Origin of the sequence: Streptomyces sp. A3M-1-3, from assembly GCF_024213665.1 — a bacterium.
Classification (GTDB): domain Bacteria; phylum Actinomycetota; class Actinomycetes; order Streptomycetales; family Streptomycetaceae; genus Streptomyces.
In genome coordinates this window covers 274,327-300,957 of record NZ_JANAVP010000003.1, presented here as the reverse complement: position 1 = coordinate 300,957, position 26,631 = coordinate 274,327, and the positions used below count along the sequence as shown (strand labels likewise).

The window sequence follows — 26,631 nt, the reverse complement described above, 5'->3', positions numbered from 1 at the left end:
TGTGCTGCCGGCCCGGAGTCGTCTCACCCCCCCGGCGCCGTCCAGTGCGCGGAATTCGCCGCCGTCAGGGACGACCTCGTTGAGGTCGGATGCGGACGTGCGTGTCGGCCGTGTGCGGGGCACTGAGGACGCTGTGGTCCGGGATGGCTCGGCCCGCGAGCGTGACGCCGCTGGAGATGCGCGAGTCTCGTCCGATAGCGACGCCCGGTCCCAGGCCGATGCTGCTGCCGGTCTGTACCCGGTCGCCGATGACTGCACCAAACTGAGCTGTGCCGCAGCGGTAGATGCCTCCCGGCGCGCGCATGATGATTTCCCGGTCGGGCCGGCGCAGGTCGTCGCTCCACATGCTGATGGCTGCCACGCTGACGCCGGCCGAGAGGTGGGCGTCGGTTCCGACCAGAGTGTGGTTGATGCCGATTCGGTGGCCGAGGACCGTGTTCTCGCCGACGAATGACTTGGTCACTTCGCAGTTGAAACCGACACTCGCCCCGGCACACAAGACGCTGCCCTTGCGGACGGTGGAGAATTCGTGGACCCGGACGTTGGGGCCGATGATCACGTCGTCGCCGATAATCGCCGAGGGGTGGACGAACGCCGTCGGGTGGATGCGTTGGGTCACGGTGGCCAGTGCCTCACGGTGGAGGTCGGACCATGCGGTCAGAAAATCGGCCAGCTCGTAGTTCTCCAAATCCCCGTACGGGGTGTCCTTGAGCGGCTCCTGCGTGGCACTGCTGATGAAGACACCGATATGAAGGGAGGGCATGGCCAAGGCTTCCTTTCGGAGGCCGGTGACTGGCTTGGGGACCGCTAACATCGCCCTTCTGCCGCCACCGAGAGCTGGAGTGATCTGGACGTGTCCCGACCGCGTGTGGGTGTGGCCGTGCTGACCATGGGCAACCGGCCCGCCGAACTGCAGGCCCTCCTCGACTCGGTGGCCAAGCAGCAGGAACCTGCGGCGCGCGTGGTCGTGGTCGGCAACGGTTCACCCCTGCCGGATCTGCCGGCCGGTGTGATCGGGGTAGAGCTGGACGAGAATCTCGGCGTCTCCGGCGGCCGGAATGTTGCTATGGACAAGCTCCGCGAAGCCGGGGACCTGGATGTTCTAGTGGACCTGGATGACGACGGTCTCCTGGTCGAAGCGGACGTCTTCACACGGTTGGCCGACCTGTACGCCGACGATCCCCGGCTCGGCATCGTCAGCTTCCGCATCGCGGACGAGACGGGCTTCACCCAGCGGCGGCACGTGCCCCGGCTGGGGGCCGGCGACGCGATGCGCGGCGGAGAGGTGACCACCTTCCTTGGCGGTGGCCACGGTCTGTCCATGCGGATGCTGGACGAGATCGGCGGATGGCCCGATGAGTTCTTCTTCACGCATGAGGAGACCGATCTCGCCTGGCGGGCCATGGACGCGGGCTGGAAGATCCGCTACGAACCGGAGCTGGTGCTCCAGCACCCCCGCACCTCGCCGGCCCGGCATGCGGTGTACTTCCGCATGACCGCCCGCAACCGAGTGTGGATGGCCCGCAGGCATCTCCCGGCCACCCTGGTGCCCGTGTATCTGGGGGTATGGATCACGCTGACGCTGGTCCGCACGCGCTCGCTCAGCGGGCTGCGGGCCTGGTTCGGCGGCTTCGCCGAGGGCGTGAGAACGCCGTGTGGTCCCCGGCGGCCCATGCGCTGGCGCACCGTCTGGCGCATGACTTGCCTGGGCCGCCCACCGGTCATTTAGGGGTGTCGGCCTCCTGAGCGAGGCGGGCGCCGTCCCGCAGCCAGTCGGGGATGGCAGCCGGGGTCTCCTTCAGCCACCTGACGTAACGGGCAACCCCTTCCGCGACGGTGATGCCGGGCTGCCAGCCGAGGACGTGCTCCATGTGCCGGGTGGATGCGTATCCGCCGAGCGGGTCGCCGGGTGGCATCGGCGTTTCCAGGAACACCGTGCCGGGGAACTGAGCCCGCACCAGCTCCGCGACCCGGCGAACGCTGGTGGGGGTGCCGGTACCAACGTTGAGGGTTTCGTTGTGTGCTCGTGGGGCAATCAGCGAACGCACCGTGGCGGCCGCAATGTCGTCGACGTGCACGAGATCCCGTACCTGATGCCCGCCACCGTTCAGGTGCAGTGGAAGGCCGAGGGCCGCGCGTGCGGCGAACCAGGCCACGACCCACGAGTGGCTGTTCGGCTTGATCGTCTGCGGCTCTCCGTAGACGGAGAAGTAACGCACGACCGTGTACGAGGTTCCCACGGCCCCCATAACAAGTGCGGTCTGCGTCTCGCCCCATGCCTTGGTGTTGCCGTAGACCGACATGGGGCGCATCGGGGCATATTCGTGGAACTGCGGCGGCGTACGGCCCTGGTAGATGGCCTCCAGCAGCCTACGGACCGTACGCGCCTCGACGGTGGGGGACGCCCAGTCGTCGGGGTTGCCGTTGCCGTAGACGCTGGCGGACGAGACGAAGCAGATCCGGCGGATGCGGTCGGACGCCGTTACGGCGTCCAGCAGCACCTGCGTGCCGGTGATGTTCGTACCGATCGCGCTCATCGGTTTGCGCGTGCAGGCGGCGACGTCGGCCAGTGCCGCGGCATGGACGACGTAATCGCACTGCCCGATCAGCCGACGCATCAGCTCCGCGTCCTGGACGTCCCCGCAGACCGTGTCGGGGTCGTCGATGTTGATGCCGAACAAGTCCCGGTAGACATGCGGCGGATAGGCGTCCAGCCTGCACACTGCAATGGGCCGGGCCCCGAGCGCTTTGAGCTGCGCAGTGATACGGCTTCCGATGAGACCTGCCCCGCCGGTGACCAGCACGGTCCTATCTGCGAGTTCACTGCTCATGTCGTAACTGACGTACACGATGCCTCCGTTGTCGTTTTCGTTGACACTCGCCGCGCGCGCATCACCACGGGGTCTTCGAGAAGGCGTGCTGGCGGGCTGCGATGGCTCGTTCCAGCTGGATGGAGAAGACCTGCATCTGGTCCGGGTCGAAGACGACGGTGGTGTCCACGACGCGACCGTCGCTGAAGTGAGCCCGGACGGGGAGAACGGCCTGCGCGGCCTCGTGGTCGTACTGCATGTCCCGCTTGAGCGGGGTGATGTGCCTGAGCATCGTGGACTCGTCCGTGTCCGCGGATTCGGGCGGCGCCGCGGCGGGCGTGCTTCGAGGCGTCGCGCCGAGCTCCGGTGCTTGGTTGGTTGTGCTGTTGCGAGGTGCGCGTGGCATCGGGGTTCACCGTCTCTCTGAGTCATCCTGGGCGGCCGGCATCGCACGTATCGGGTCGCAGACCCGCCGTGCGAGAACCGAGCGGGTGATGTTCAGTCAACGGCCGGGTACGTCAGGTGAGGAGGGGCCAGGATGTGGGCCAGTTGTAGTCCCGTGTAGGCCAGCGGTGAGGAGGCCCGGTGCCGAGCAGTGAGGAGATCGCAGGTGCGATCAGACAGGAGTGCCAGGCGCGCGGTTGGGGTCCTTCCAAGCTCGCGCGCGAGGTCGGAATCGCCGAGGGCCGTGGTCCGCATGGCGTCGACCGGCAGTCGGCTCGTCGCTGGATGGCCGGCAAACGATGCCCCACCTACTGGCTCCCATACATCGCCCGGGTTCTTGACCTGCACTTAGGGGACGCTGAGGCGGCGGAATCCGATGAGCCGAAGGTAACCACCACCGATACCGTGACATCAGTCATTGAGTTGGGGAGGAGTGACGTGTACCGCCGGAGCTTCCTGGTCGCCACCAGTGGTTACGCCCTGAGTGCCCTCGCGCTGCCCGACTTGGAGAGCATCACCCGCCGGACCAAGGCCGCGGCAGCCGGCGCTGTGCGCGTAGGCGCGGGCGAAGTCGCAGCCGTCGAGCAGATGGTCAAGGCACTTGGTGATTCGGCGGCAGAACTCGGTGGCGGCCACGCCCGGCACCTTGCAGTTCGCTACCTCACCGAGGACGTTGGCCCGTGGCTGAACGGGAAGTACACCGAAGCCACCGGCCGTCAACTGTTCGCAGCCACCAGTCAACTCGTGCATCTGGCTGGGTGGATGGCGCAGGACGAGGGCAACACCCCCGAGAACCAGGGCCGGGCTCAGCAGTATTACGCGCACGCCTACCGGCTGGCAGCCGAAGCCGGAGACCCAGAACTGTCCGCCACGGCCCTACGCGGCATGGCGGTGCAAGCCATAGACCTGGGCTACCGGGCCGAGGCCGTGCAACTGGGCGAAGCATGCGTCCGATACGGACAGCACTTGGAGAACCACAGAGCTGTGGCCTACTACGAAGCCACGCTGGCGAACGCGGCGGCCCAGGACGACGACCGACGCACGGCCACCCGCCACCTGGCCTTCTCGGAGGTGGCTATCGGACGCCCGTCGACCGGTTCCGATGCCTCCTGGGCGGCGCACTACTCACCCGGCCGGTGGGCTCACGAATCCGGCATGATCCTTTCTCGTCTCGGAGATCTGGACGCCGCGGAGGAGCACCTGCACCTGGCTTTGGAGATCCACGGCCTGGACCGCCGAAGGACTCGCGCCATCGTTCTCGCCGATCTCGGAGGAGTCCGCTATCGGCAGGGCGATCTGGACGGCGCCCTCTCAACCTGGAGCGAGTTCATCACCTGCGCCGACGGCATCCGCTCCGTCAAGGTCCGTACCGCCATCGACGACATGCGAACGCGATTGAACCGCTGCCAGGGCATGCCCCAAGCCGACAAGCTGAGGCTGAAAGCCGGTCGACTCCTGGGCTGAAGGGCTGCGGTCAGGCACTCCGTCACCCGGCCGGGCCTGCACCATGGAGGCATGGCTCTGCAGCGCATCAAGGTCTATGCCGACGACAGTGATCTCGCTCTGATCGAGGCGGCCGCCGCCCGTACCGGTGTCTCCCCGGCCGAGATAATCCGTGAGGGCATCCATCGCATCGCGCTTGCCCATCGCGTCTGGGACGAGCCCTTCGTCACCGACCAGGAGACCGTCGACTTCGGCGGGCCAATCACCGGGCCGACATCCGTGAGCCTGTGACCCATCGGGATGGCCGCCGTTCCTTGAACCCGAGGTGCTCAATGCGGCTGGGCCCTCTCCGGATCGGGCCGGGCGATCCGGTAGTGCTTCAGGTGGCCGTCGTCCGCCACCAGGCGCATGCCCGCCGCCGTCATCACCTGTTGCGACGCGATGTTGTCGTGGTCGGCGTCGCCCTTCACGTACGCGATGCCGCATTCGCGCGCGAACCGGAGCAGGCCCCGCAGCGCCTCCGTCGCGTAGCCCTGGCCTCGGGCCGACGGGATCAGGCCGTAGCCGATCGTCACGCCGCCGTCCTGGTCCGGGGCGCCGTGGAAGCCCAGGCCGCCTATCGCCCGGCCGTCCTCGCGCAGGCGGATCTCGTACGCGCCGAACGGCTGGGGGTCGCCGGAGCCGGCGCAGGTGTTCAGGAAGCGTCGCGCTCCGGCCATGTCGCCCTCGGCGGGGTAGCCCGGTGCCCAGCGGTCGCCGTCGGCCGGCTTTCCGGTCAGCACCTGTTCCGCTTCGGCCGCGTTCATCGGATGGAGTACCAGCCGGTCCGTTACAAGATCGTCCATGACACGGTGGACTATCACGCCCGGTGGCCGGGCCGCATGCGGATTAACGAGCCGCTGTCACGCGAACCGCCAGCGGGTCTGGCTGTACGGGCTCTTGCCGAAGCCGAACGCCGTCTTGGGCTCGACCCGGTAGACCACCGCCCGGTTGCCCTCGGCCCAGAACGCCCCGTCCCGTACGTCGAAGTGCCACTCGCTGGTGTACTTCGCCTCGTACCGGTCGGCGGCGCGCTGCAGCGCCTTCTCGTCGGTCTCCACCTCGGCCTCGCCCTCGATCACCAGGTCGAAGCCTTCGCGGAGGGCGTTCGCGCCGGTGGTAAGGACGACGTTCGGGTTCGCGCCGAGGTTCCTGGCCTTGCGCTCGTCCGCGCCCGTGCAGAAGTACAGGGCGTCGTCGACCCAGACGGCGAGCAGCGGTGTGACGTGCGGGCGGTCGTCCGGGCGTACGGTCGACAGCCAGAAGATCTCGGCCGAGTCGAGGTGCTGTACCGCCTCGAACCACGGGGTCGCCGTCGCGTCCGTGCTGCTGTACCTGGTGTCCAGTTCGGTCAGCGGTCCGATGGGGGGCTGGTGCGTCGCCGTCATGGCTGTGTCCTTCCGCTCGGGATCCCTTTTCGGTTTCAGTGTGGACCGGTCGCGCCCGCGGAACTCATCGGTGCACCCGTTAGGCTCGGGAACCGGACCTTGATCGGCCGGACCTTGATCGGACGGAGGCGGCGGGATGACTTCGGTTCCCGGGCGCAGGAGCAGTACGTTCACCCGGCTGCTGCGGCACGGCTTCACCGATCCGTCCGCCGCCGGGCGGCTGCTCGACACCCCCGAGCTGTCCTCCGTACGCACCGATCCGGTGCTGCTCGACGCCCTCGGCGTCACCGCCGACCCCGATCTCGCGCTGCGCGGGCTCGTACGGCTGGTGGAGGCCCAGGACCCGGAGGAGCGGCGGGCTCTGCTCTCCACCCTGGTCAGGGCGAAGCCGCTGCGTGACCGGCTGCTCGGGGTGCTCGGCGCCTCCGAGGCGCTGGGCGACCACCTGGCCCGGCATCCGCGCGACTGGCACGCGCTGGTCACCTACGAGTCGGCCGACCTGCACCCCGGCGTCGAGGAGTTCGAGCGCGGTCTGGCCGAGGCGACCGACCCCGTCTCGCTGCGCATCGCCTACCGCCGCTGCCTGCTGGCGATAGCGGCACGTGACGTCTGCGGTACGACCGATGTCGCGCAGGCGGCGGCCGAGCTGGCCGACCTGGCCACGGCGACGCTGCGGGCGGCTCTCGCGATCGCCCGCGCGGCCGCTCCCGAGGACGCCGCGATGTGCCGGCTCGCGGTCATCGCGATGGGCAAGTGCGGCGGCCACGAGCTGAACTACGTCTCCGACGTGGACGTCATCTTCGTCGGCGAGCCCGCGAACGGCGCGAACGGCGCGAACGGCGCGGACGAGGGCAAGGCGCTGCGCGCCGCCACCCGGCTCGCCTCCCACCTGATGCGGATCTGCTCCGAGACGACGGTCGAGGGCACGATCTGGCCGGTCGACGCCAACCTGCGTCCCGAGGGCAGGAACGGCCCGCTGGTGCGCACGCTGTCCTCGCATCTCGCCTACTACCAGCGCTGGGCCAAGACCTGGGAGTTCCAGGCGCTGCTGAAGGCCCGGGCCGTGGCGGGCGATCCCGAACTGGGCGCCGAGTACGAGGACGCGGTGGCGCCGCTGGTGTGGCAGGCCGCCGAGCGCGAGAACTTCGTCCCCGACGTGCAGAAGATGCGCCGACGGGTGGTCGACAACATCCCCGCCGCGCAGGTGGAACGCGAGCTCAAGCTCGGTCCCGGCGGGCTGCGGGACGTCGAATTCGCCGTACAGCTCCTGCAGTTGGTGCACGGGCGCAGCGACGCCACGCTGCACAGCGGGACGACCCTGGACGCTCTCCAGGCGCTGGCGGCCGGCGGCTATGTCGGGCGGGCGGACGCCGCGCAGCTGGACGAGGCGTACCGCTTCCTGCGGGCGATGGAACACCGCATCCAGCTCTACCGGCTGCGCCGCACCCACCTCGTACCCGAGGACGAGGCCGATCTGCGGCGGCTCGGGCGATCGCTCGGTCTGCGCACCGATCCGGTGGCCGAGCTGAACCAGGCATGGAGGCGGCACGCATCGGTGGTGCGCCGGCTGCACGAGAAGCTCTTCTACCGGCCGCTGCTCGACGCCGTCGCGCAGCTCGCGCCCGGCGAGACCCGGCTGAGTCCAACGGCGGCCGGCCAGCGGCTGGAGGCCCTCGGCTACGCGGACCCCGCCGCCGCGCTGCGGCATCTGGAGGCGCTCGCCTCGGGGGTGTCCCGCAAGGCGGCGATCCAGCGCACGCTGCTGCCCGTCCTGCTCGGCTGGTTCGCGGACTCGGCCGACCCCGACGCGGGCCTGCTCGGCTTCCGCAAGGTGTCCGACGCGCTCGGCAAGACGCCCTGGTATCTGCGGCTGCTGCGCGACACGGGCGCTGCCGCCGAGAACCTCGCCCGCGTGCTGTCGGCCGGGCGGTTCGCCCCCGACCTGCTGCTGCGGGCGCCCGAGGCGGTCGCCCTGCTCGGCGCCCCCGGGGGGCTGAGGCCGCGCGGCCGCGATCACCTGGAGCAGGAGATCCTGGCCGCGGTCAACCGTGCGGACACCGCAGAGGGCGCGGTCGCGGCGGCGCGCGGGGTGCGGCGGCGGGAGCTGTTCCGTACCGCCGCGGCCGACATCATCGGCTCGTACGGGACCGAGGACAGCCCCGCCGAGGAGGACCCCGGCGCGCTGGTCGACCTGGTCGGCAAGGCCGTCACGGACCTCAACGCGGCGACGGTCGCCGGTGCGCTGCGGGCCGCCGTACGTGAGCAGTGGGGCGACACGCTGCCTGCGCGCTTCGCGGTCATCGGCATGGGCCGCTTCGGCGGCCAGGAGCTCGCGTACGGCTCGGACGCGGATGTGCTGTTCGTCCACGAACCGCGCGAGGGGGTCGCCGAGCACGAGGCCGCCAAGGCCGCGCAGATCATCGTCACGGAAATGCGCCGCCTGCTCCAACTGCCCACAGCCGACCCGCCGTTGCTCATCGACGCGGATCTGCGACCGGAGGGCAAGAGCGGGCCGCTGGTACGGACGCTCGCCTCGTACGCCGCGTACTACCGGCGTTGGTCCCTGGTCTGGGAGAGCCAGGCCCTGCTGCGGGCCGCGCCGATGGCGGGCGACGAGGAGCTGGGCCGGAGCTTTGTCGACCTCATCGATCCGCTGCGGTATCCGGCGGAAGGGCTGGGCGAGGACGCAGTACGTGAGATCCGCCGGCTGAAGGCCCGGATGGAGTCGGAGCGGATGCCGCGCGGCGCCGACCCGACGCTGCACACCAAGCTCGGCCGGGGCGGGCTGAGCGATGTCGAGTGGACGGTCCAGCTGGTGCAGATGCGGCACGGCTGGGCGGAGCCGGGCCTGCGCACCACCCGGACCCGCGAGGCGCTGGCCGCCGCGCATGCGGCGGGCCTGATGGCGACCGAGGACGCGCAGATCCTGGACGAGGCATGGGTGCTGGCGACGCGCGTACGGAACGCGGTGATGCTGGTACGTGGCCGGGCGGGCGACACGTTCCCGTCGGACGGGCGCGAACTGGCGGCGGTGGGACGGTACTTGGGGTACGGCCCGGGCCGCGCGGGCGAGCTGATCGACGACTACCGGCGTACGACGCGGCGCGCCCGGGCGGTCGTCGAGGAGCTGTTCTACGGGGCGTAGGGGGTCCGCGGGGCGTTTGCCCGACCCCGCCCCTTCCCGCTGCATCGATGTGCGGCTCCGCCGCGTGGCGCGGCAAGCCCGGGCCGCGGCCGGGCGCCCGCGGCTTGCGGGGCGCGGGTGCCGTGCCAAGCGACGGGCTCCCGCCGCCGAGCGGGCGGCGCTTCCCGGACCCCCGACCGGGCTGGTGCGGCTGTGCGGCGCCGGCACGTGCCCACGGCCGGCCGCCGCCCCGACCTGGCGGACCGAGGTCAGTCCGGTGCGGGTGCCTTCGGCAGCAGGGTCCGGCAGTGGGTCAGGAACGCGGTCAGGGCCAGGTCGAAGGCCGCCTCCGCGCGGCCCGCGCCAACCGCCGACAGGGCGCGGGCCAGCTCGGGGGTGCTCGTGTCGTCCGGGAGTTCCCACATCGTCTCGGGGGCCGCCAGGTCCAGCGCCGAGCCGAGCACCAGGTTCTCCAGGGCGATGATGACCGTCATGACGTCGGGGTTCGCGAAGCCGGCGCCGCGCAGCAGCCGTACGGCCCGCTCGTACTGGGCGAGCACCTTCGGGGCCCGCACCGGGGTGGTCATCAGCAGCGGGATCACCCGGGGGTGCGCGGCGAAGGCGGCCCGGTAGGAGCGCGCCCACGCCGCCATCGCGCGGTCCCACGGCTCCACGTCCAGTGTGCCGCCGTCGATCGCGTCGCACACCCGCTCCCGCATCAGTTCGACGACCCCGCCGCGCCCGTCCACGTGGTGGTACACCGATCCGGTCTGCGCCCCGAGCCGCCGGGCGATCTGGGGGACGCTGAAATCGCCCTGTTCGGCGACGAGTTGGAGCGCCGTCGTGGTGATGCGCTCCCGGTCCAGCAGGGGTGTCCGCGGTCGTCCCATGTTCCCGCTCTCTCCGTCACGTTCCGTGAGGTCTTCCCGTATGCCCAGACGGAGGCTACATTGCCGCAAACCGAAAGCCTTTAGGTTTCTGCCTCCCGCTCTCCGTCCCCCGCCGCAGCAGAAGGGCTTCTCCTCGCCATGCCCGAGAACACCCAGGAAAGACCCCCCTCGCTCCGCCGCGCCACCCTCTCCACCGCCGACATCTCGTTCTTCGTGGTCTCGGCAGCCGCCCCGCTCACCGTGATGGCCGGCGTCGCCCCGATCGCCATCGTGCTCGGCGGCATCGGCGCGCCCGCCGGCTATCTGCTCGCCGGAATCACCCTGGCGATCTTCGCCGTCGGGTTCACCACCATGAGCCGCCACGTCCGCAGCGGCGGCGCCTTCTACGCGTACATCACCCAGGGCCTGGGCAAGCCAGTCGGAATCGCCGCAGCCCTGCTGGCCATGCTCGGCTACAACGGCATGGAGATCGGTGTGTACGGCCTGCTGGGCACCGCCACCGTCGACACCGCCCACGCCCTGTGGGGCATCGACATCCCCTGGCTGCCGGTGTCCCTCGCCGGACTTCTGCTCATCTGGTACGGCGGCTTCCGCTCCATCGACTTCGGCGCCAAGCTCCTCGGCATCCTGCTGCTCGCCGAGACCGGCATTCTCGTCCTGCTCGCGGGCGGAGTGCTGTTCAAGGGCGGCGCGGACGGCCTCTCCCTCGCCTCCTTCACCCCCGGCAATGTCCTGGTCCCGGGCACCGCCGCCGTCCTCGCCTTCGCGTTCACCGCCTTCACCGGCTTCGAGTCCACCGTCATCTACCGGCGGGAGGCCCGCGATCCCGGCCGCACCATTCCCCGCGCCACCTATATCGCCGTCTGCTTCCTCGGCCTCTTCTACGCCTTCGTCGTCTGGACCGTGATCCAGGCGTTCGGGAACGACGCCGTCGTCAAGGCCGCGGCCGACGACCCCGGCGGCCTCTTCTTCGCCGCGATCACCACCTTCGTCGGCGGCTGGGCCGCGGACCTGATGCACATCTTCATCGTCACCAGCGTCCTCGCCTCCCTCCTCGCCTTCCACAACGCCATCAACCGCTACGGACTCGCCCTCGCCGAGGAAGGCGTACTGCCGCCCGTACTCGGCAAGGTCCATGCGCGCCACCGCTCGCCGTACGTCGCGGGCATCGCCCAGACCGTCCTCGGCCTCGCGGTCGTACTCGGCTTCGCGGCGGCCGGCGCCGACCCGTACACGCAGCTGCTGCTCTGGGTGAACACCCCCGGCGGAATCGGCCTGATGGCGCTCCAGCTGCTCGCCGCGATCGCCATACCGATCTACTTCCGCCGGATCAGCCACCAGGAGGGCGTCCTGCGCACCGTGGTCGCCCCGGTCGTCGCGGCCGTGCTGCTGGCTGCCGCGATCGTCCTGGTCGTCTCGAAGGTCGACCTGTTCACGGGTGCCTCCAGCACCGTCAACACCGTCCTCGTCGCACTCGTCCCCGCCGTCTTCCTGCTCGGCATCGCCCTCGCCTTCCGGCTGCGCCGCCGCAGGCCCGAGGTGTACGCGAACTTCGCCGCCGAGCCCCCGCCCCCGACCCACACAGCCGACCCGAACCTGCAAGGAGAGCCGCCGTGCCCGCTGCCGACACCGTCCTGACCGGAGCCCGCGTCCACACCCTCGATCCGGCCCGCCCCAGAGCCGGCGCGGTAGCCGTCCGGGCGGGCGAGATCGTCGCGGTCGGCGACGACGCCGACGTACGCGACTGGCGCGGACCCGGCACCGAGGTCGTCGACCTGGCCGGGGCGACCCTCACCCCCGGCCTGACCGACGGCCACAGCCACCCCGTATGGGGCATCGAGATGGCCACCGGCCTCGACCTGTCCGGCGTCGGCGACCCGGACCAGCTCCGGGCCGCCCTCCGTACGGCTCCCCGCAACGACGGCTGGGTCGTCGGCTGGGGGCTCGACCACAACGCCTTCGGCGGCCGGCCCGTCGACCGGGCGCTCGTCGAGGACGTACTCGCCGGCGCCCCCGCGTTCATCCGCCTCTACGACGGGCACTCCGCCCTGGTCAGCGGCGCCGCCCTGGCCGCCGCCGGAGTCACCGGCCCGCGGGCGTTCGCCCAGCGCGCCACCGTGGTCTGCGACTCCGGCGGCCGCCCGACCGGCCACCTGATCGAGCACGCCGCCATGGACCTGGTCTCCGTCCTGGTACCCAAGCCGGCGCCGGCCGAGCGCCGGGCCCGGCTGCTCGGGCTGCTGGACGGCATGGCGGCAACCGGACTGACCGGCGCCCATGTGATGGACCTCGGCGACGGGGACGTGCCGGAGCTGCTCGCCTCGCTGGAGGCGCAGACCCACCTCCCGGTACGGCTGCGCCTCGCGCCCTGGTGCATGCCCGGCGCGGGCGAGGACGACCTGGAGGAGCTGGTCGACCTCCAGCTGCGCGGCGGCCGGCACTGGGGGGTCGGCGGGGTGAAGTTCTTCATGGACGGCACGGTCGAGGGCGGCACCGCATGGCTGGAGGACGCCGACTGCCACGGCCAGGGCACCGACGCGTTCTGGCCCGACCCGGCCGCGTACACCAAGGCCGTACGCCGGCTCCACGAGGCGGGCGTACGGACTGCCACGCACGCAATCGGCGACGCCGCCGTCCGCCACGTCCTGGACACCGTGGAGTCACTGGGGGCGAGCGGCCGGCTCCGGCACCGGATCGAGCACATCGAGACCGTGCCCGACCAGGAGATCGCACGGTTCGCCGCGCTGGGTGTCATCGCCTCCATGCAGCCGCCGCACACCGCGTACACCCGCGCCGACCGCACCGACGAATGGTCCAAGCGGCTCGGTGACGAGCGGGCCGGCCGCGCCTGGCGCTGCCGGGATCTGCGCGACGCGGGCGCGGTGCTGGCGCTCGGCTCGGACTGGCCGATCGCCCATTACGACGTACGCCAGGTGCTGGCCACGGCGCTGGCGCCGAGGGGCGCCGCCGCGCCCGGCCGTGCGCTGACCGGGCTGATGGCCCTGGAGGGCTGCACCTCGCACGCGGCGCTCGCGGCGGGGGAGCAGGACGTGGCCGGCCGTGTCGCTCCGGGCTACCGGGCCGACCTGACGGCGCTGGGCCTGGACCCGGTCGAGGCCCCCGCGGACGAACTGGCCGAGGCGCCGGTACGGCTGACCATGACCGGCGGGCGCGTCACGTACCGGGGCTGAACGCGGCACATGGCAGGGCTAAACGCGGACGCGCTCCGGCAGCAGGCCGTCTTCGCTCTGCTGCTGCCGGGGCTGGTCCTCGACCAGCTTCGGCAGCAGCTGCGGGAGCGCGCCGTACCAGCCGTACGACAGCAGGTAACCGAACGCCAGGCACAGCAGGCCGCCCACCGCGTCCAGCCAGAAGTGGTTGGCGGTGGCCACGATGACGACCAGGGTCAGCGTCGGGTAGAGGAGGCCCAGGATCTTCGCCCAGGGTGCAGATGCCAGCGCGAAGATGGTGATCCCGCACCACAGCGACCAGCCGATGTGCATGGACGGCATCGCGGCGTACTGGTTCGACATGTTCTTGAAGTTGCCCGAGGCCATCGAACCCCACGTGTGGTGCACCAGCACCGTGTCGATGAAGTTCTGCCCGTTCATCAGCCGTGGCGGCGCGAGCGGATACAGGTAGTAACCGACCAGAGCGACACCCGTGGTCGAGAAGAGCACGGTCCTGGTGGCGGCGTACCGGCCGGGATGCCAGCGGTAGAGCCAGACCAGTACGCCGATGGTCACGATGAAGTGCAGTGTCGCGTAGTAGTAGTTCATGGTGACGATCAGCCATGTCACCGAGTTCACCGCGTGGTTGACCGTCTGCTCGAAGGCGAGACCGAGCGTGTGCTCGGCGCTCCAGATCCAGTCGGCGTTGCGCAGGGCGGCGGCCTTCTGCTCCGGTACCGCATTGCGGATGAGCGAGTACGTCCAGTAACTGACCGCGATCAGCAGGATTTCGAACCAGAGTCGCGGACGACGCGGCGACCGGACCCGGCCGAGGAGGGCGCGTGCACGCTTCGAGGCCGGGCGGTCCTCGTCCACGATGGGTGGCGTGGTGGCCGTCCGGCCTTCCAGTGTCTTCACGGTCGCTTCACCCATGGGGAGAGAGTCTGCCAGATGGGCGTGCCACCATCGATCATCCCCCGGACTGGTCTTCGGTGCATTCCCTCCACCCTGAGAACGAGCCCTCCCTGTCAGGGCCGCTGTACGGGCCCCGAGGCGGTTGAGCCCCGTACCACCAGCTCCGGCATGAACACGAACTCGCTGTGCGGAGCAGGGGTTCCGCTGATCTCTTCGAGCAGCGTGCGGACCGCGGCCTGCCCCATGGCCTGGACCGGCTGCCGGATGGTGGTCAGCGGTGGGTCCGTGAACGCTATGAGCGGGGAGTCGTCGAAGCCCACCACGGAGACGTCGCGCGGCACGCCGAGGCCGCGTCCGCGCGCGGCCCGGATCGCGCCCAGCGCCATCATGTCGCTGGCGCACACGATGGCGGTGCAGCCCAGCTCGATCAGCGAGGACGCGGCGGCCTGGCCGCCCTCGAGGGTATAGAGGGAGTGCTGGATGAGCTGGTCGGACTCCTCGGGCGCGAGGCCGAGTTGTTCCTGCAACGCCTGCTGGAAGCCCTCGATCTTCCGCAGGACGGGGACGAAGCGCTTCGGGCCGACCGCAAGGCCGATCCGGGTGTGGCCGAGCGAGACCAGATGGGTCACCGCCAGCTGCATGGCGGCCCGGTCGTCGGGGGAGACGAACGGCGCTTTGACCTTGGGTGAGAAGCCGCCGAGCAGGACGTATGGGACGCCCTGGCCGCGCAGTTGGTCGTAGCGCTGCATGTCGGCGGTGGTGTCGGCGTGCAGGCCCGAGACGAAGATGATCCCGGAGACCCCGCGATCCACCAGCATCTCGGTGAGCTCGTCCTCGGTGGAACCGCCGGGCGTCTGGGTGGCGAGAACCGGCGTGTAGCCCTGCCGGGTCAGGGCCTGGCCGATGACCTGGGCGAGCGCGGGGAAGATCGGGTTGTCGAGTTCCGGCGTTATCAGGCCGACCAGGCCGGCGCTGCGCTGCCGGAGCCGCACCGGGCGTTCGTAGCCGAGCACGTCGAGAGCGGCGAGGACGGATTCGCGGGTGCCCGCGGCCACGCCGGGCTTGCCGTTGAGCACGCGGCTGACTGTGGCTTCGCTGACCCCCGCCTGGGTTGCGATGTCGGCAAGCCGTGCGGTCACAGTATTGGACTGTACCGGTCGCATCTCAGATTGCCCACCACGCAGCGGAATCGGCCGGGATACGGGCTGTGCCGGCCGCCGTCTCCACGGTGCCGGAGGAGAGCAGCAGCCTTCCGGGCAGCGGAATTTCGACCGCGTGGCCAACGGTGTTGAGGGTGCAGAGCAGGCCCGGGCGGGACAGGGCGAGCAGGCCGTCGGGCGCCGCCAGCCACCGCATTCCGGTGCTCCCGAAAGCTGCCGCGCCCGCGCCGCCCGCGCCGCCCGCGCCGCCTTCGCCGCGTACGCCCGCGGCGTCTCCGAGCCCGGGCAGCCGGCGCCGCAGGGCCAGCGCCGAGCGGTAGAGCTCGAGCGTCGAGCCCGGATCGCCCGTCTGGGCCTCGACGGAGAGTTCCCGCCAGTCGTCGGGCTGCGGCAGCCAGCCGGCTCCGGGCCCGAAGCCGTACGACGGCCCCTCGGTGGTCCACGGGATGGGCACCCGGCAGCCGTCGCGGAAACCGTCCTGGCCTGCCGCGCGGAAGAAGGCGGGGTCCTGGCGCACCTCGTCCGGCAGGTCGACGACCTCGGGCAGGCCCAGCTCCTCGCCCTGGTAGATGTACGCGGAACCGGGCAGCGCCAGCATCAGCAGCGCGACCGCGCGGGCCCGGCGCCGGCCCTGCTCTCCGCCGCCGTAGCGGGTGACGTGGCGGACGACGTCGTGGTTGGACAGGACCCAGGTGGTCGGCGCCCCGACGGAGGCGGTGGCCATCAGCGACTCGTCGATCACGGCCCGCATCGCTTCCGCGTCCCAGGGGCACTTCAGGAACCTGAAATTGAACGCCTGGTGCAGTTCGTCGGGGCGTACGTACAGCGCGAGCCGGTCCGGGCCGGGCGCCCACGCCTCCGCGACGCCGATCCGGTCGCCGGGACAGGAGTCGAGCAGCCTGCGCCAGGAGCGGTGGATCTCGTGCACCCCGTCCTGGTCGAAGAAGGGCAACGTCTGCGCGCCGATCAGCTTGGCCTGTTCCTTGTGGCCGATGTCCGGCAGGCCGGGCGCCTTGACCATGCCGTGCGCGACGTCGATACGGAATCCGTCGACGCCGAGGTCCAGCCAGAAGCGCAGGACGGCATCGAACTCCTCGTGCACCTCCTGGTTCTCCCAGTTGAGGTCGGGCTGCTCGGGTGCGAAGAGATGGAGGTACCACTCCCCGTCCGGCGTGCGGGTCCAGGCGGGACCGCCGAAGACGGACTCCCAGTCGTTGGGCGGCAGCTCGCCCGCCACGCCCTTGCCGGGGTGGAAGTGGTAGCGGCCCCGGGCCGGCCCCTCGGGCTCGCCGGCCAGCGCCTCGGCAAACCAGCGGTGGCGGTCCGAGGTGTGGTTGGGAACGATGTCGACGATCACCCTCAGCCCCAGCTCGTGGGCGGTGCGTACCAGGTCGTCGATGTCGCCGAGGTCCCCGAAGAGCGGGTCGACAGCCCGGTAGTCGGCGACGTCGTAGCCGCCGTCGGCCTGCGGCGAGGCGTAGAAGGGGGTGAGCCAGACGGCGTCGACGCCCAGCTGTGCGAGATGGGGCAGGCGCTCCGTGGCCCCGCGCAGATCGCCGATGCCGTCACCGTCGCTGTCGGCAAAGGAGCGTACGTACACCTGGTAGATGACGGCATCGCGCCACCAGCCGCCACCCTCGTTGGAAGAGCTTGCAGAGTGCTGCATCTCGGCGGCCGGGGCGGGAACGTCGACGGCGGGAGCGAGGTCGTGGGTCACAGGGGGTTCCCTCTCGTACGGTCCTGGGTCGGGGAGTCGTACAACCAACGAGGTCAACGCGGGTTCGGGGCCGATGGTGACGGTGCTCTGACGAGGAAAGTAAACAGCCTTGCAAGGTCTTGCGAAAGGCGCCATGGCTTCTGGCGAGCTGGGTCGGCCGAGTGAAAGTGCCTCTGTCAAGCGATGCAACGGCAACTCTCAGGACACGCGGACGTAACGATCCACTGCTCTTGCAGAAAGTTGCCGCAAGGTCTTTCGGCGGTCTTGCATCCTTGTTACGTTCCTGCCCGAACCCGGCGCCGCGAGGGAGCGGTCGGCAGGGGGCCCTGGCCGCCCCCGCCATCTCGGGCATCTCTGAAGGAGTTCACATGCGGCGTGGCATAGCGGCCACCGCGCTGGTAGCGGCCCTCGCACTGGCGGCGACGGCGTGCGGTGGCGACAGCGACAAGGGCGACAAGGCCGGCGGCCCGGTCACCCTGACCTGGTGGGACACCTCGAACGCGACGAACGAGGCGCCGACCTACAACGCGAGGATCGCGGAGTTCGAGAAGGCGAACCCCACGATCAAGGTCAACTACGTCAACGTGCCGTTCGACCAGGCGCAGAACAAGTTCCAGACCGCGGCCGGCAGCAAGGGTGCTCCCGATGTCATCCGCGCCGACGTCGGCTGGACCGGCTCCTGGGCGAAGTCGCAGTTCCTCAGCCCCCTGGACGGCACCGACGCGCTGAAGAACTCCGAGGACATCACCCCGGCCCTGCTCAAGCAGGCCCAGTACGAGGGCAAGACGTACGGCGCGCCGATCGTCACCGACACCCTCGCGCTGATGTGGAACAAGGACCTCCTGAAGAAGGCCGGCTTCGACAAGGCCCCCACCACCTGGGAAGAGCTGAAGGCCGTCTCCAAGGCCGTCGCGGCGAAGACCGACGCCGAGGGCTTCTTCCTCAACAAGGCCGGCTACTACCAGATGCCGTTCCTCTACGGCGAGGGCGTCGACCTGATCGACTCCGAGGGCAAGAAGATCACCGTCGACTCGGACAAGGCCGCCAAGGCCATCGAGGCCAGCAAGGACCTGCTGGCCTCCGACGGTGTCGCCAAGCTCGACGTCTCCGCCGACTCCTACGCCCACATGCAGGACGCGTTCACCAGCGGCAAGGTCGCGATGATCGTCCAGGGCCCGTGGGAGCTCACCAACATCTACAAGGGCGCCGCCTTCACGGACAAGGCCAACCTGGGCATCTCCACCGTCCCGGCCGGCTCCGCCGACAAGGGGGCCCCGATCGGCGGCCACAACCTCTCCGTGTACGCCGGTGCCGACGCCGCCCACCAGGCTGCCGCCCAGAAGTTCGTCGGCTTCATGACCTCGGGCGAGACCCAGGCCAAGATCGCGCTGAAGAACAGCACCCTGCCGACCCGCACCTCCGCCTACACCGCCGAGGTCAAGGCGCTGCCCGGCTTCGCCGACATGCAGAAGGTGCTTGCAGAGGGCGGCAAGCCGCGTGGCTCCGACCCGAGCTACAGCTCCCTCTACACCGACTTCGAGACCAACGTCACCAAGATCCTCCAGGGCAAGGTGAAGGTGCAGCAGGGTCTGGACGACACCGCCAAGGCCTACAAGAAGCTGCTCCCGGACTACTCCTGAGTCCCACGGCCGGCCCGCCCCTCCTGACGGGGGCGGGCCGGCCGTGCAGCCGCATTTCCGCATGCCCGACCGACCCCCGCAGAGATCTGCCGAGAAGGTGCCGAAGATGACCGTCGCCGTCGAGGGCGCTGCCCCCAAGGCCCCCAAGGGCGGGCGTGGTGACGCCCCGCGCCCCGGGCTCTTCGCCCGTACGAAGCTGTCCTACGAGAAGCACTGGTACGCCTGGGCCATGGTGGCCCCGGTCGTCGTCGTCCTCGGCGCCCTCGTGCTCTACCCGCTCGCCCGCGGCATCTACCTGTCGCTGACCGACGCCAACAGCCAGAACATCGGCCGGACCATCGGCGTCAACGAGATCCCGGACTCCTTCTCCTGGGTGGGCCTGGAGAACTACACGGAGATCCTGTCCGGCGCCGACGGCTCGTTCTGGCCGCACTTCCTCTGGACGATCGTCTGGACGGCCGTCTGCGTCGCCTTCCACTACGGCATCGGACTCGGCCTCGCCCTGCTGCTCAACCGCAAGCTGCGCGGCCGCACCTTCTACCGGCTGGTGCTGATCCTGCCGTGGGCCGTGCCCACCTTCGTCACCGTCTTCTCCTGGCGGCTGATCCTCGCCGACGAGGGCGGCATCCTGAACACCGCGCTGGGCTGGCTGCAATTGCCCCAGCCGGCCTGGCTCAGCGAGGTGCTCTGGCAGCGCACCGCCGCGATCATGGTCAATGTGTGGGTCGGCGTGCCGTTCATGATGGTCTCGCTGCTCGGCGGACTGCAGTCGATCAACGGAGACCTGTACGAGGCGGCCGAGATGGACGGGACGACCCCCTGGCAGCGGTTCCGCCATGTCACCCTGCCGGGCCTGCGCTCGGTCAGCTCCACCGTGATCCTGCTCGGCGTCATCTGGACCTTCAACCAGTTCGTCGTCATCTTCCTGCTGTTCGGCCGCACCGGGGCCCCCGAGGCGCAGATCCTCGTCACCTGGGCGTACCGCCTCGGCTTCGGCCAGGACCCGCGCGACTACGCGGGATCGGCCGCGTACGGCGTGATCATCCTGTCGATGCTCATCGTCTTCGCCTCCTTCTACCGGCGCTGGCTCGCTCGCAACGAGCAGTCCGCCGCCTAGGGGGTGTCCGGTCGATCATGCCGGGCTCCCGACGCCTGGCACGCACATCTGCTGCGTTGGCCGAATCCACCCATAGCTCCGCTATGGCCGAATCCGGCCGCCTTGCAACTGCACGCACCAGCCGCCGCTCGCTGATCCGGCCTGACCGACCGGAGACCCCCTGACGCACGAAAGGACGCCACCGACATGAGCACCACCCTCGAACGCGCAGCGGCCACCGACGCTGCCCGGTCCGCCGACTCAGGCAAGCGCGCCGGTAGCCGCCGCGGCGAGCGCAGCCGCGGCGCCTCGCTCGCCATCCACGCCACGCTGCTCGTGGCGAGCTTCATCGCCTTCTTCCCGGTCGCCTGGATCGCCTGGATCTCGCTCGGCCCGGACAAGACGGACTTCCTCCACCCGGAGAACATCGCCGGGAAGATCAGCTTCGAGAACTACTCGGCGGTCCTGGGCGACACCCAGTTCCTGCAGTGGTTCGCCAACTCGCTGATCGTGGCCCTCGGCACCTGTGTGCTCGGTGTGTTCATCGCCGCCAGCTCCGGCTACGCGGTCTCCCGTATGCGCTTCCCCGGCCACCGCCAGCTGATGTGGACCTTCCTGGTCACCCAGATGTTCCCGGTCGCCATCCTGATGGTGCCGCTCTACAACATCGTGGCGAACTTCGGTCTGCTGGACACCTACGGGGCGCTCATCCTGGTGTACTGCACCACTGCCATCCCGTACTGCGCCTGGCTGTTGAAGGGGTACTTCGACACCATCCCGCAGGAGATCGACGAGGCGGGCCGGGTCGACGGCCTCACCCCGTTCGGCACCTTCTACCGGCTGATCCTGCCGCTCGCGCGGCCCGGCCTCGCCGTCGCCGCCTTCTACACCTTCCTCACCGCCTGGGCCGAGGTCGCCTACGCCTCGGTGTTCATGCTGAGCGAGGACAAGTACACCCTGGCTATCGGCCTGACCACCTTCGTCAGCCAGTACGACACCCAGTGGGACCTGATGGCCGCCACCTCCGTGCTCATCGCTCTGCCCGCCGCGCTCGTCTTCTACCTCGTGCAGCGGCACCTGGTCACCGGCCTCACCGCCGGCGCCTCGAAGTCCTGACGTACGCACCGCCCGAACGCCGCAACCAGCTCCCGAGCATCCAAAGGGACCGAGAATGACCCAGTACCTGGCTGACGCCCACCGCACCGCCGACCGGTCCGCGCCCCGCGCGGACTGGTGGAGAAGCGCCGTCATCTACCAGGTGTACCCGCGCAGCTTCGCCGACGGGAACGGCGACGGCATGGGCGACCTCCCGGGTATCCGCAGCCGGCTGCCGTACCTCCGGGAACTCGGCGTCGATGCCGTGTGGCTCTCCCCCTTCTACGCCTCCCCGCAGGCCGACGCGGGCTACGACGTCGCCGACTACCGCGCCATCGACCCGATGTTCGGCACGCTGCTCGACGCCGACGCGCTGATCCGGGACGCGCACGACCTCGGGCTGCGCATCATCGTCGACCTGGTGCCCAACCACTCCTCCGACGCCCACGAATGGTTCAGGCGCGCCCTCGCCGAGGGGCCTGCGAGCGCGCTGCGGGACCGGTACCACTTCCGCCCCGGCAAGGGCGTGAAGGGTGAACTCCCGCCCAACGACTGGGAGTCCATCTTCGGCGGCCCGGCCTGGACCCGTACGCAGAACCCCGACGGCACCCCCGGCGACTGGTACCTGCACCTCTTCGCGCCGGAGCAGCCCGACTTCAACTGGGACCACCCGGCCGTCGCCGACGAGTTCCGGTCGATCCTTCGCTTCTGGCTCGACATGGGCGTCGACGGCTTCCGTATCGATGTCGCCCATGGGCTGGTCAAGGCCGAGGGCCTGCCCGACCTCGGCGCCGGTGAACAGCTGAAGCTGCTCGGCAATGACGTCATGCCCTTCTTCGACCAGGACGGCGTCCACGAGATCTACCGCGCCTGGCGCAAGATCCTCGACGAGTACCCCGGCGACCGCATCGCCGTGGCCGAGGCATGGACTCCGACCGTCGAGCGCACGGCCAACTACGTACGCCCCGACGAGCTGCACCAGGCATTCAACTTCCAGTACCTGGGCACACATTGGGACGCCGTCGAGCTGCGCGAGGTCATCGACGCCTCACTGGACGCCATGCGGCCCGTCGGCGCCCCGGCCACCTGGGTGCTCTCCAACCACGATGTGACGCGGCACGCCACCCGCTTCGCGGGCCCGCCGGCCGGCACCCAGATCCGTGCCGCCGGCGACCGCGAACTGGGCCTGCGCCGGGCCCGCGCCGCCACGCTGCTGATGCTGGCGCTGCCCGGCTCCGCGTACCTCTACCAGGGCGAGGAACTCGGCCTCCCCGATGTCACCGACCTGCCCGACGAGGTCCGTCAGGACCCGGCCTTCGGCCGCACCGAGGGTCAGGACGGCTTCCGCGACGGCTGCCGGGTGCCGATCCCGTGGACCACCGACGGCTCCTCGTACGGCTTCGGCACCGGCGGCAGCTGGCTGCCGCAGCCCGACAGCTGGGCCGGGCTCAGCGTCCAGGCGCAGACCGGTGACCCCGACTCCACCCTGGAGCTGTACCGCAGCGCCCTCGCGGTGCGCACCGAGCACCCCGGACTCGGCGCGGGCGACGCCGTCCAGTGGCTCGACGCCCCCGAGGGCGTGCTCGCCTTCGGCCGGGCCGGCGGGTTCGTCTGTACGGTCAACACGACGGGCGCGCCGGTACGGATCCCGGCCCCCGGCCGCGTCCTGCTGGCCAGCTCCGCCGTGGACCCGGCCGGGTACGTGGCCAGGGGCGAGGCCGAACTGCCCGCCGACACCGCTGTGTGGTGGACGGTGTGACGATTCCCCCGTCGCGGGACGCCGCCGTCCAGACCGGCGGCGGCGCCCCGCGGCTCGCGGACATCGCCGCACAGGCCTCCGTGAGCGAGGCGACCGCCAGCCGCGTCATGAACGGCAAACCGGGGGTCGCCAGCAGTACCCGTCAGCGGGTGCTGGCGGCCCTCGACGTGCTCGGTTACGAGCGGCCCGTACGGCTGCGGCAGCGCAGCGAGGGCCTCATCGGCCTGCTCACCCCCGAGCTCACCAACCCGATCTTCCCGGCCTTCGCCCAGGCGGTCGAGCAGGTCCTGGCCGGTCACGGCTATACGCCGGTGCTGTGTACCCAGCTGCCGGGCGGAGCGACCGAGGACGAGCTGGTGGAGCAGCTCCAGGAACGCGGCGTCAACGGCATCGTCTTCCTGTCCGGACTGCACGCCGACACCGCCGCCGATCACACGCGGTACGCCCAACTCGTGGACCGCGGAGTCCCGTTCGTACTCATCAACGGGCCCAGCGAGCACATCAGCGCGCCGTGCGTGTCCGCCGACGACCGGGCCGCGATGCGGATGGCCGTGAACCATCTGGCCGAGCTGGGCCACGAGCGGATCGGCCTGGCCATCGGCCCCATCCGCTATGTGCCGGCCCGGCGCAAGAACGAGGGGTTCACGGACGCTCTGGCCAGCATCCTCGGCTACACCCCCGCCGCGGCCGAACAGCTCGTCCAGCGCACCCTGTTCAGCGTCGAGGGCGGCCATGCGGCCGCCGGAACGCTGCTGGACAAGGGATGCACCGGCATCGTCTGCGGCAGCGACATGATGGCCCTCGGCGTCATCCGGGCAGCCCGGGAACGCGGTCTCGACGTGCCGCACGACCTCTCGGTGGTCGGCTTCGACGACTCGCGGCTGGTGGCGTTCACCGATCCGCCGCTGACCACGGTCCGGCAGCCGGTGACCGCGATGGCGACCGCCGCGGTCGGTGCACTGCTGGAAGAACTCCAGGGGAGTCCCGTGGAGAGCACGGAGTACGTGCTCCAGCCGGAGCTGGTGGTCCGCGGCTCCACCGCGCAGGCGCGCCGGTAGCTATCGCGCACCGGTGCCACCCGGACCAGCCCTGCACTCCCGAAGCTGCCGCGAAGTGACAATGCCACGCCTTCGTCTGCTCCCTGGAGCGGCACGCACGTCCCGGCGTGTACGCGGTCGCCAGACGTCGCCGAACGCGCCCCGGTCGCCCCGTCGCAGGGGCTGACCACTTGGGAGGGCCCCGACGCCGGGCGCGGAGTCGGGGCCGTGACGACGCGTGTTCCGCCGTGGGGGCCGGAACACGGGCACGTGTCGCCCAGTTCAGGGAGGGGGATGCCGATGGTGGTCGCTAGAAATGGTCGGGCAGCCATGGTTCGAGTTCTGCCGTACTGCGGATGAGGGTCGCGAGCGCCTGTTCCGATGCGGCGCGGACTCCCGCCATGCGCGCCGACGTGGCGGTCCTGTAGCCGCCGGCGTACCAGACAGCGAGCTGCCTTCTGGTGAAAATCACCTGGCCCTCGATGTGCGTCGGGCTGATCTCGGCCGATCCGGCGGTGATCTGGAGCATGTAGCGGTCCCAGGCGTCGCCGTTCTCGTTCTCGATCTCGATCGGCACGGTGCTGTCGAGGTCGGCGGGCCATCCGCGGAGCCGCACGGCTCCGGGGATGTCGAGGATGCGCAGCATCCACGGGTGCCACGCCTTTGCGGTGGGCCGGTAGCGGTGCAGGTTGTGCAGCAGCGTGGGGTACGGAGGCAGTGCGCCGCGACGGAATTCGATGGTTTCGGCTCGGGTGTTGTGGCAGCCGAGGAAGGCGAGCATGGCGCGGGCCGTGCTCTCGCCGGCTGCCCAGAAGTCGTGGACGACGAGATTCATGCCGTGGCGCTCTCGCCGTTGCATGGCGAGGGACAGCAGACCGGCCGTCGGGTGCCCCGGCCTGTTGAAGCGGTAGGTCGTCAGGGCGCTCTTGTTCTCCTTCCACGACGACCACCAGTCGGGCCGGAGTACGGGCCCGTTCCATTGCCGGGCGAGTTCCCTTTGCAGGTCCTGGGCGTCCGGGGTGAGCCCGTGCTCGATCTCGAAGTCCTCGCCAGTGAAGGACCGCTTCAGGTCGTCCGTGGCGACGGTCCAGGCGAACACGGGTACGGGGGCCTCCCAACCCAGCCTGCGGGCGTAGCCGTTCGACGACGTCGAGATCGCGGAGACCACCGCGCCCTTCTCTCGCAGGGGGCGCAGCCGCTCGGCGGCCATGCGTGTCGCCAGGTGCTCTCCGCGTTCTTCTGGGGCGACGCAGCCGGCGCCGAGGCACGCGCTGGGGACCGGGGAGCCGCCGAAGAGCTGAGGGATCAGTAGGCCGAGGCCCCCAGCGACAACCCTGCCTTTTCGGGTCGCCACCTGGAGGCCGGCGTACTCGCGCAGGTGCGTGATATCGCCGACGGGGTGGCCGTAGCTGCGGGTAGCGAGTTCGTCGTACTGCTGCCACAGGCCGTCATCGGCCGCGACGAAGGAAAGCTGCTCGCTCATGGATGGCCTTCTAGTAGTTGGTCGCAGCCCGGACGGTCTCGGGTTCGGTCGGGACGAGGAAGGTCCGCGTGAACTTCACCGCGCGCTTGCCGTCCTCGTTGAAGCCGGACGTTTGGCACGTCACGATCCCGTGCTCAGGGCGGCTCTTCGAGAGCCTGCGGTCGACGATCTCCGTCTCCGCATACAGGGTGTTGCCCACGAAGACGGGGTTCTCGAATCGGACCTCGTCGAGCCCGAGGTTGGCGATGGTCAGGCCGCTGGTGCTCCGTACGGTCATGCCTGCGACGATGTTCAGCGTGACGCCGCTGCACACCAAGGTCTGACGCCACTCGGTCGTGCTGCTGTAGTGGGCGTCCGTGTGGATCGGCGCGACGTTGCCGGTCAGCGCCGTTCCCAGGAGGTTGTCCGTCTCGGTCACCGTCCGCCCCGGACGGTGCTCAATGATCATGCCGATCGTGAAGTCGCCGTATCCGAGGCCGACGTTCTCACGGATTCGGCCCTCGGCGACTCGGCGGTAGCCCTGCGGGAGATCGCTGCTCACAATGTGACTCCGGTTTGTCTGGCGAGTCGGCTGGATCAGCCGTCTACATCACGGATGAGGGCTTCCGCCGCGGCGAAGAAGGGTGTGCCGACCATCTGCCCTCCGACGGACGTGATGCCCCTTCCGCTCGCCCGGCCGGCAGCGACGATGGCACGCGCCCGGGCGATCTCCCCCTCGGAGGGTGTGAAGACGTCGTTGATGACGGCCGCGTGACGGGGGTGCACGGCTCCCTTGCCGTAGAACCCGAGCTCCCTTCCCCGCTCGGCGTCGCGCCGCAGCGCGTCGACGTCGTTCAGGTCGTAAACCGGCGCGTCGATGGCGGGGATTCCGACGGCGGTCGCGCTGTTTACCAGGGCGGAGCGGGCGTAGAGCAGTGACTCCCATCCCAGCCCGCAGCCGACGGCGGCCGCGTAGTCCGCCGACCCGAAGACGACGCCGCCGAGCCGAGGCGCGGCCAGGATCGAGGGGAGCCGGTCGAAGGCGCGCGGGGTCTCGATCAGGGCCCAGATGTCCGGGGTGTAGCCGTCGGTGTCGAGGACGCCGGCCACGAGCTCGACGTCCCGGGGCGATTCGGTCTTCGGGACGAGGACGAGGTCGGGCTTGCACGCGTACGCGCAGAGGGCGACGAGGTCCCTGGCGCCCTCAAGGGTCGCGGGCGAGTTCATGCGGACTCCCAGGGTGCAGGGCGCGCTCGGCCGGTCGAAGAACTGCTGCGCTGCCACCCGGGCGGCCTGCTTGTCCTGGGGGGCTACGGAGTCTTCGAGGTCCACGAGGGCGACACCGGCGCCGGAGGTCTGAGCCGCCTCGAACCGGTCCGCCCTCAGGGCCGGTGTGATGATCCACGCCCGTCCGTGGCACTTGTTCTTCTTCGGGTCCATGG

At 70.2% G+C, this 26,631-nt stretch carries 23 protein-coding genes; 11 read left to right on the top strand and 12 right to left on the bottom strand.

Annotated elements, in window-relative coordinates:
- Positions 1-64: 64 nt before the first annotated feature.
- Positions 65-814, bottom strand: coding sequence for a DapH/DapD/GlmU-related protein (locus NLX86_RS05070; RefSeq protein WP_308409545.1), 750 nt, complete (start codon positions 812-814; stop codon positions 65-67).
- A 39-nt stretch (positions 815-853) separates the two neighbouring features.
- Here NLX86_RS05070 and NLX86_RS05065 point away from each other — a divergent pair, with 39 nt between their 5' ends.
- Positions 854-1,729 (top strand): glycosyltransferase family 2 protein, encoded by an 876-nt coding sequence (locus NLX86_RS05065; RefSeq protein ID WP_254370350.1) that lies wholly within the window; start codon positions 854-856, stop codon positions 1,727-1,729.
- Here NLX86_RS05065 and NLX86_RS05060 read toward each other — a convergent pair.
- Together NLX86_RS05060 and NLX86_RS05055 are read right to left on the bottom strand one after the other, a co-directional pair.
- Complete coding sequence (locus tag NLX86_RS05060; RefSeq protein ID WP_308409544.1) at positions 1,722-2,849, bottom strand: NAD-dependent epimerase/dehydratase family protein; 1,128 nt, start codon at positions 2,847-2,849, stop codon at positions 1,722-1,724. The two genes, NLX86_RS05065 and NLX86_RS05060, sit on opposite strands and share 8 nt — an antisense overlap.
- Positions 2,850-2,892: 43 nt before the next feature.
- On the bottom strand, positions 2,893-3,216 hold the full coding sequence (locus tag NLX86_RS05055) for a hypothetical protein (RefSeq protein WP_254370349.1): 324 nt from the start codon (positions 3,214-3,216) through the stop codon (positions 2,893-2,895).
- Positions 3,217-3,395: 179 nt separating this feature from the next.
- Between NLX86_RS05055 and NLX86_RS05050 the strand changes: the two genes are divergently transcribed.
- The gene (locus NLX86_RS05050) at positions 3,396-4,718 is read left to right on the top strand and encodes a tetratricopeptide repeat protein (RefSeq protein ID WP_254370348.1); all 1,323 of its coding nucleotides are present in this window, start codon (positions 3,396-3,398) and stop codon (positions 4,716-4,718) included.
- A gap of 51 nt (positions 4,719-4,769) precedes the next feature.
- Complete coding sequence (locus NLX86_RS05045) at positions 4,770-4,988, top strand: CopG family transcriptional regulator (RefSeq protein ID WP_308409543.1); 219 nt, start codon at positions 4,770-4,772, stop codon at positions 4,986-4,988.
- Between the two features lie 38 nt (positions 4,989-5,026).
- Here NLX86_RS05045 and NLX86_RS05040 read toward each other — a convergent pair whose 3' ends face one another.
- Together NLX86_RS05040 and NLX86_RS05035 are read right to left on the bottom strand one after the other, a co-directional pair.
- The gene (locus tag NLX86_RS05040; protein WP_254370347.1) at positions 5,027-5,542 is read right to left on the bottom strand and encodes a GNAT family N-acetyltransferase; all 516 of its coding nucleotides are present in this window, start codon (positions 5,540-5,542) and stop codon (positions 5,027-5,029) included.
- 57 nt (positions 5,543-5,599) lie between these two features.
- A complete protein-coding gene (locus NLX86_RS05035) occupies positions 5,600-6,124 on the bottom strand; it encodes a pyridoxamine 5'-phosphate oxidase family protein (RefSeq protein WP_254370346.1) in 525 nt (174 codons plus the stop codon).
- 136 nt (positions 6,125-6,260) lie between these two features.
- Here NLX86_RS05035 and NLX86_RS05030 point away from each other — a divergent pair, with 136 nt between their 5' ends.
- Entirely contained in the window at positions 6,261-9,269 is a 3,009-nt protein-coding gene (locus NLX86_RS05030) for a bifunctional [glutamine synthetase] adenylyltransferase/[glutamine synthetase]-adenylyl-L-tyrosine phosphorylase (protein WP_254370345.1), read from the top strand.
- Positions 9,270-9,517: 248 nt separating this feature from the next.
- Here NLX86_RS05030 and NLX86_RS05025 read toward each other — a convergent pair whose 3' ends face one another.
- Entirely contained in the window at positions 9,518-10,138 is a 621-nt protein-coding gene (locus tag NLX86_RS05025) for a TetR/AcrR family transcriptional regulator (protein WP_254370344.1), read from the bottom strand.
- A 138-nt stretch (positions 10,139-10,276) separates the two neighbouring features.
- On the opposite strand from NLX86_RS05025, the gene NLX86_RS05020 reads away from it, so the two are divergent.
- The gene (locus tag NLX86_RS05020; RefSeq protein ID WP_254370343.1) at positions 10,277-11,776 is read left to right on the top strand and encodes an APC family permease; all 1,500 of its coding nucleotides are present in this window, start codon (positions 10,277-10,279) and stop codon (positions 11,774-11,776) included.
- The gene (locus tag NLX86_RS05015) at positions 11,752-13,329 is read left to right on the top strand and encodes an amidohydrolase (RefSeq protein WP_254370342.1); all 1,578 of its coding nucleotides are present in this window, start codon (positions 11,752-11,754) and stop codon (positions 13,327-13,329) included. The genes NLX86_RS05020 and NLX86_RS05015 overlap by 25 nt, the downstream gene beginning before the upstream one ends.
- An 18-nt stretch (positions 13,330-13,347) precedes the next feature.
- On the opposite strand, the gene NLX86_RS05010 is transcribed toward NLX86_RS05015, so the two are convergent.
- From NLX86_RS05010 to NLX86_RS05000, 3 genes are all read right to left on the bottom strand, one after another.
- Positions 13,348-14,241 carry a phosphatase PAP2 family protein gene (locus NLX86_RS05010; protein ID WP_254370341.1) on the bottom strand — a complete coding sequence of 298 codons (894 nt, stop codon included), beginning with the start codon at positions 14,239-14,241 and terminating at the stop codon, positions 13,348-13,350.
- Positions 14,242-14,336: 95 nt separating this feature from the next.
- Complete coding sequence (locus NLX86_RS05005) at positions 14,337-15,362, bottom strand: LacI family DNA-binding transcriptional regulator (RefSeq protein WP_254370340.1); 1,026 nt, start codon at positions 15,360-15,362, stop codon at positions 14,337-14,339.
- A gap of 25 nt (positions 15,363-15,387) precedes the next feature.
- Entirely contained in the window at positions 15,388-17,049 is a 1,662-nt protein-coding gene (locus NLX86_RS05000) for a glycoside hydrolase family 13 protein (protein WP_254370413.1), read from the bottom strand.
- Positions 17,050-17,468: 419 nt separating this feature from the next.
- On the opposite strand from NLX86_RS05000, the gene NLX86_RS04995 reads away from it, so the two are divergent.
- From NLX86_RS04995 to NLX86_RS04975, 5 genes are all read left to right on the top strand, one after another.
- The gene (locus NLX86_RS04995) at positions 17,469-18,740 is read left to right on the top strand and encodes an extracellular solute-binding protein (protein ID WP_254370339.1); all 1,272 of its coding nucleotides are present in this window, start codon (positions 17,469-17,471) and stop codon (positions 18,738-18,740) included.
- A gap of 106 nt (positions 18,741-18,846) precedes the next feature.
- Positions 18,847-19,857 (top strand): carbohydrate ABC transporter permease, encoded by a 1,011-nt coding sequence (locus tag NLX86_RS04990; protein WP_254370412.1) that lies wholly within the window; start codon positions 18,847-18,849, stop codon positions 19,855-19,857.
- Between the two features lie 186 nt (positions 19,858-20,043).
- Entirely contained in the window at positions 20,044-20,952 is a 909-nt protein-coding gene (locus NLX86_RS04985; protein ID WP_254370338.1) for a sugar ABC transporter permease, read from the top strand.
- A 55-nt stretch (positions 20,953-21,007) separates the two neighbouring features.
- Positions 21,008-22,690, top strand: a complete 1,683-nt coding sequence (locus tag NLX86_RS04980) for a glycoside hydrolase family 13 protein (RefSeq protein ID WP_254370337.1) — start codon at positions 21,008-21,010, stop codon at positions 22,688-22,690.
- Positions 22,675-23,748, top strand: a complete 1,074-nt coding sequence (locus NLX86_RS04975) for a LacI family DNA-binding transcriptional regulator (protein WP_374213833.1) — start codon at positions 22,675-22,677, stop codon at positions 23,746-23,748. Before NLX86_RS04980 ends, NLX86_RS04975 begins: the two co-directional genes overlap by 16 nt.
- Before the next feature lie 289 nt (positions 23,749-24,037).
- Here the strand turns inward: NLX86_RS04975 and eis are convergent, their stop codons facing one another.
- From eis to NLX86_RS04960, 3 genes are read right to left on the bottom strand one after another with little or no spacing between them, the layout of a single operon-like run.
- Positions 24,038-25,210: an enhanced intracellular survival protein Eis gene (gene eis / locus NLX86_RS04970; protein ID WP_254370336.1), complete on the bottom strand. Its 1,173-nt coding sequence runs from the start codon at positions 25,208-25,210 to the stop codon at positions 24,038-24,040.
- A 10-nt stretch (positions 25,211-25,220) separates the two neighbouring features.
- The gene (locus NLX86_RS04965; protein WP_254370335.1) at positions 25,221-25,751 is read right to left on the bottom strand and encodes a MaoC/PaaZ C-terminal domain-containing protein; all 531 of its coding nucleotides are present in this window, start codon (positions 25,749-25,751) and stop codon (positions 25,221-25,223) included.
- A gap of 35 nt (positions 25,752-25,786) precedes the next feature.
- Positions 25,787-26,629, bottom strand: a complete 843-nt coding sequence (locus NLX86_RS04960) for a CoA ester lyase (protein WP_254370334.1) — start codon at positions 26,627-26,629, stop codon at positions 25,787-25,789.
- Positions 26,630-26,631: the final 2 nt, after the last annotated feature.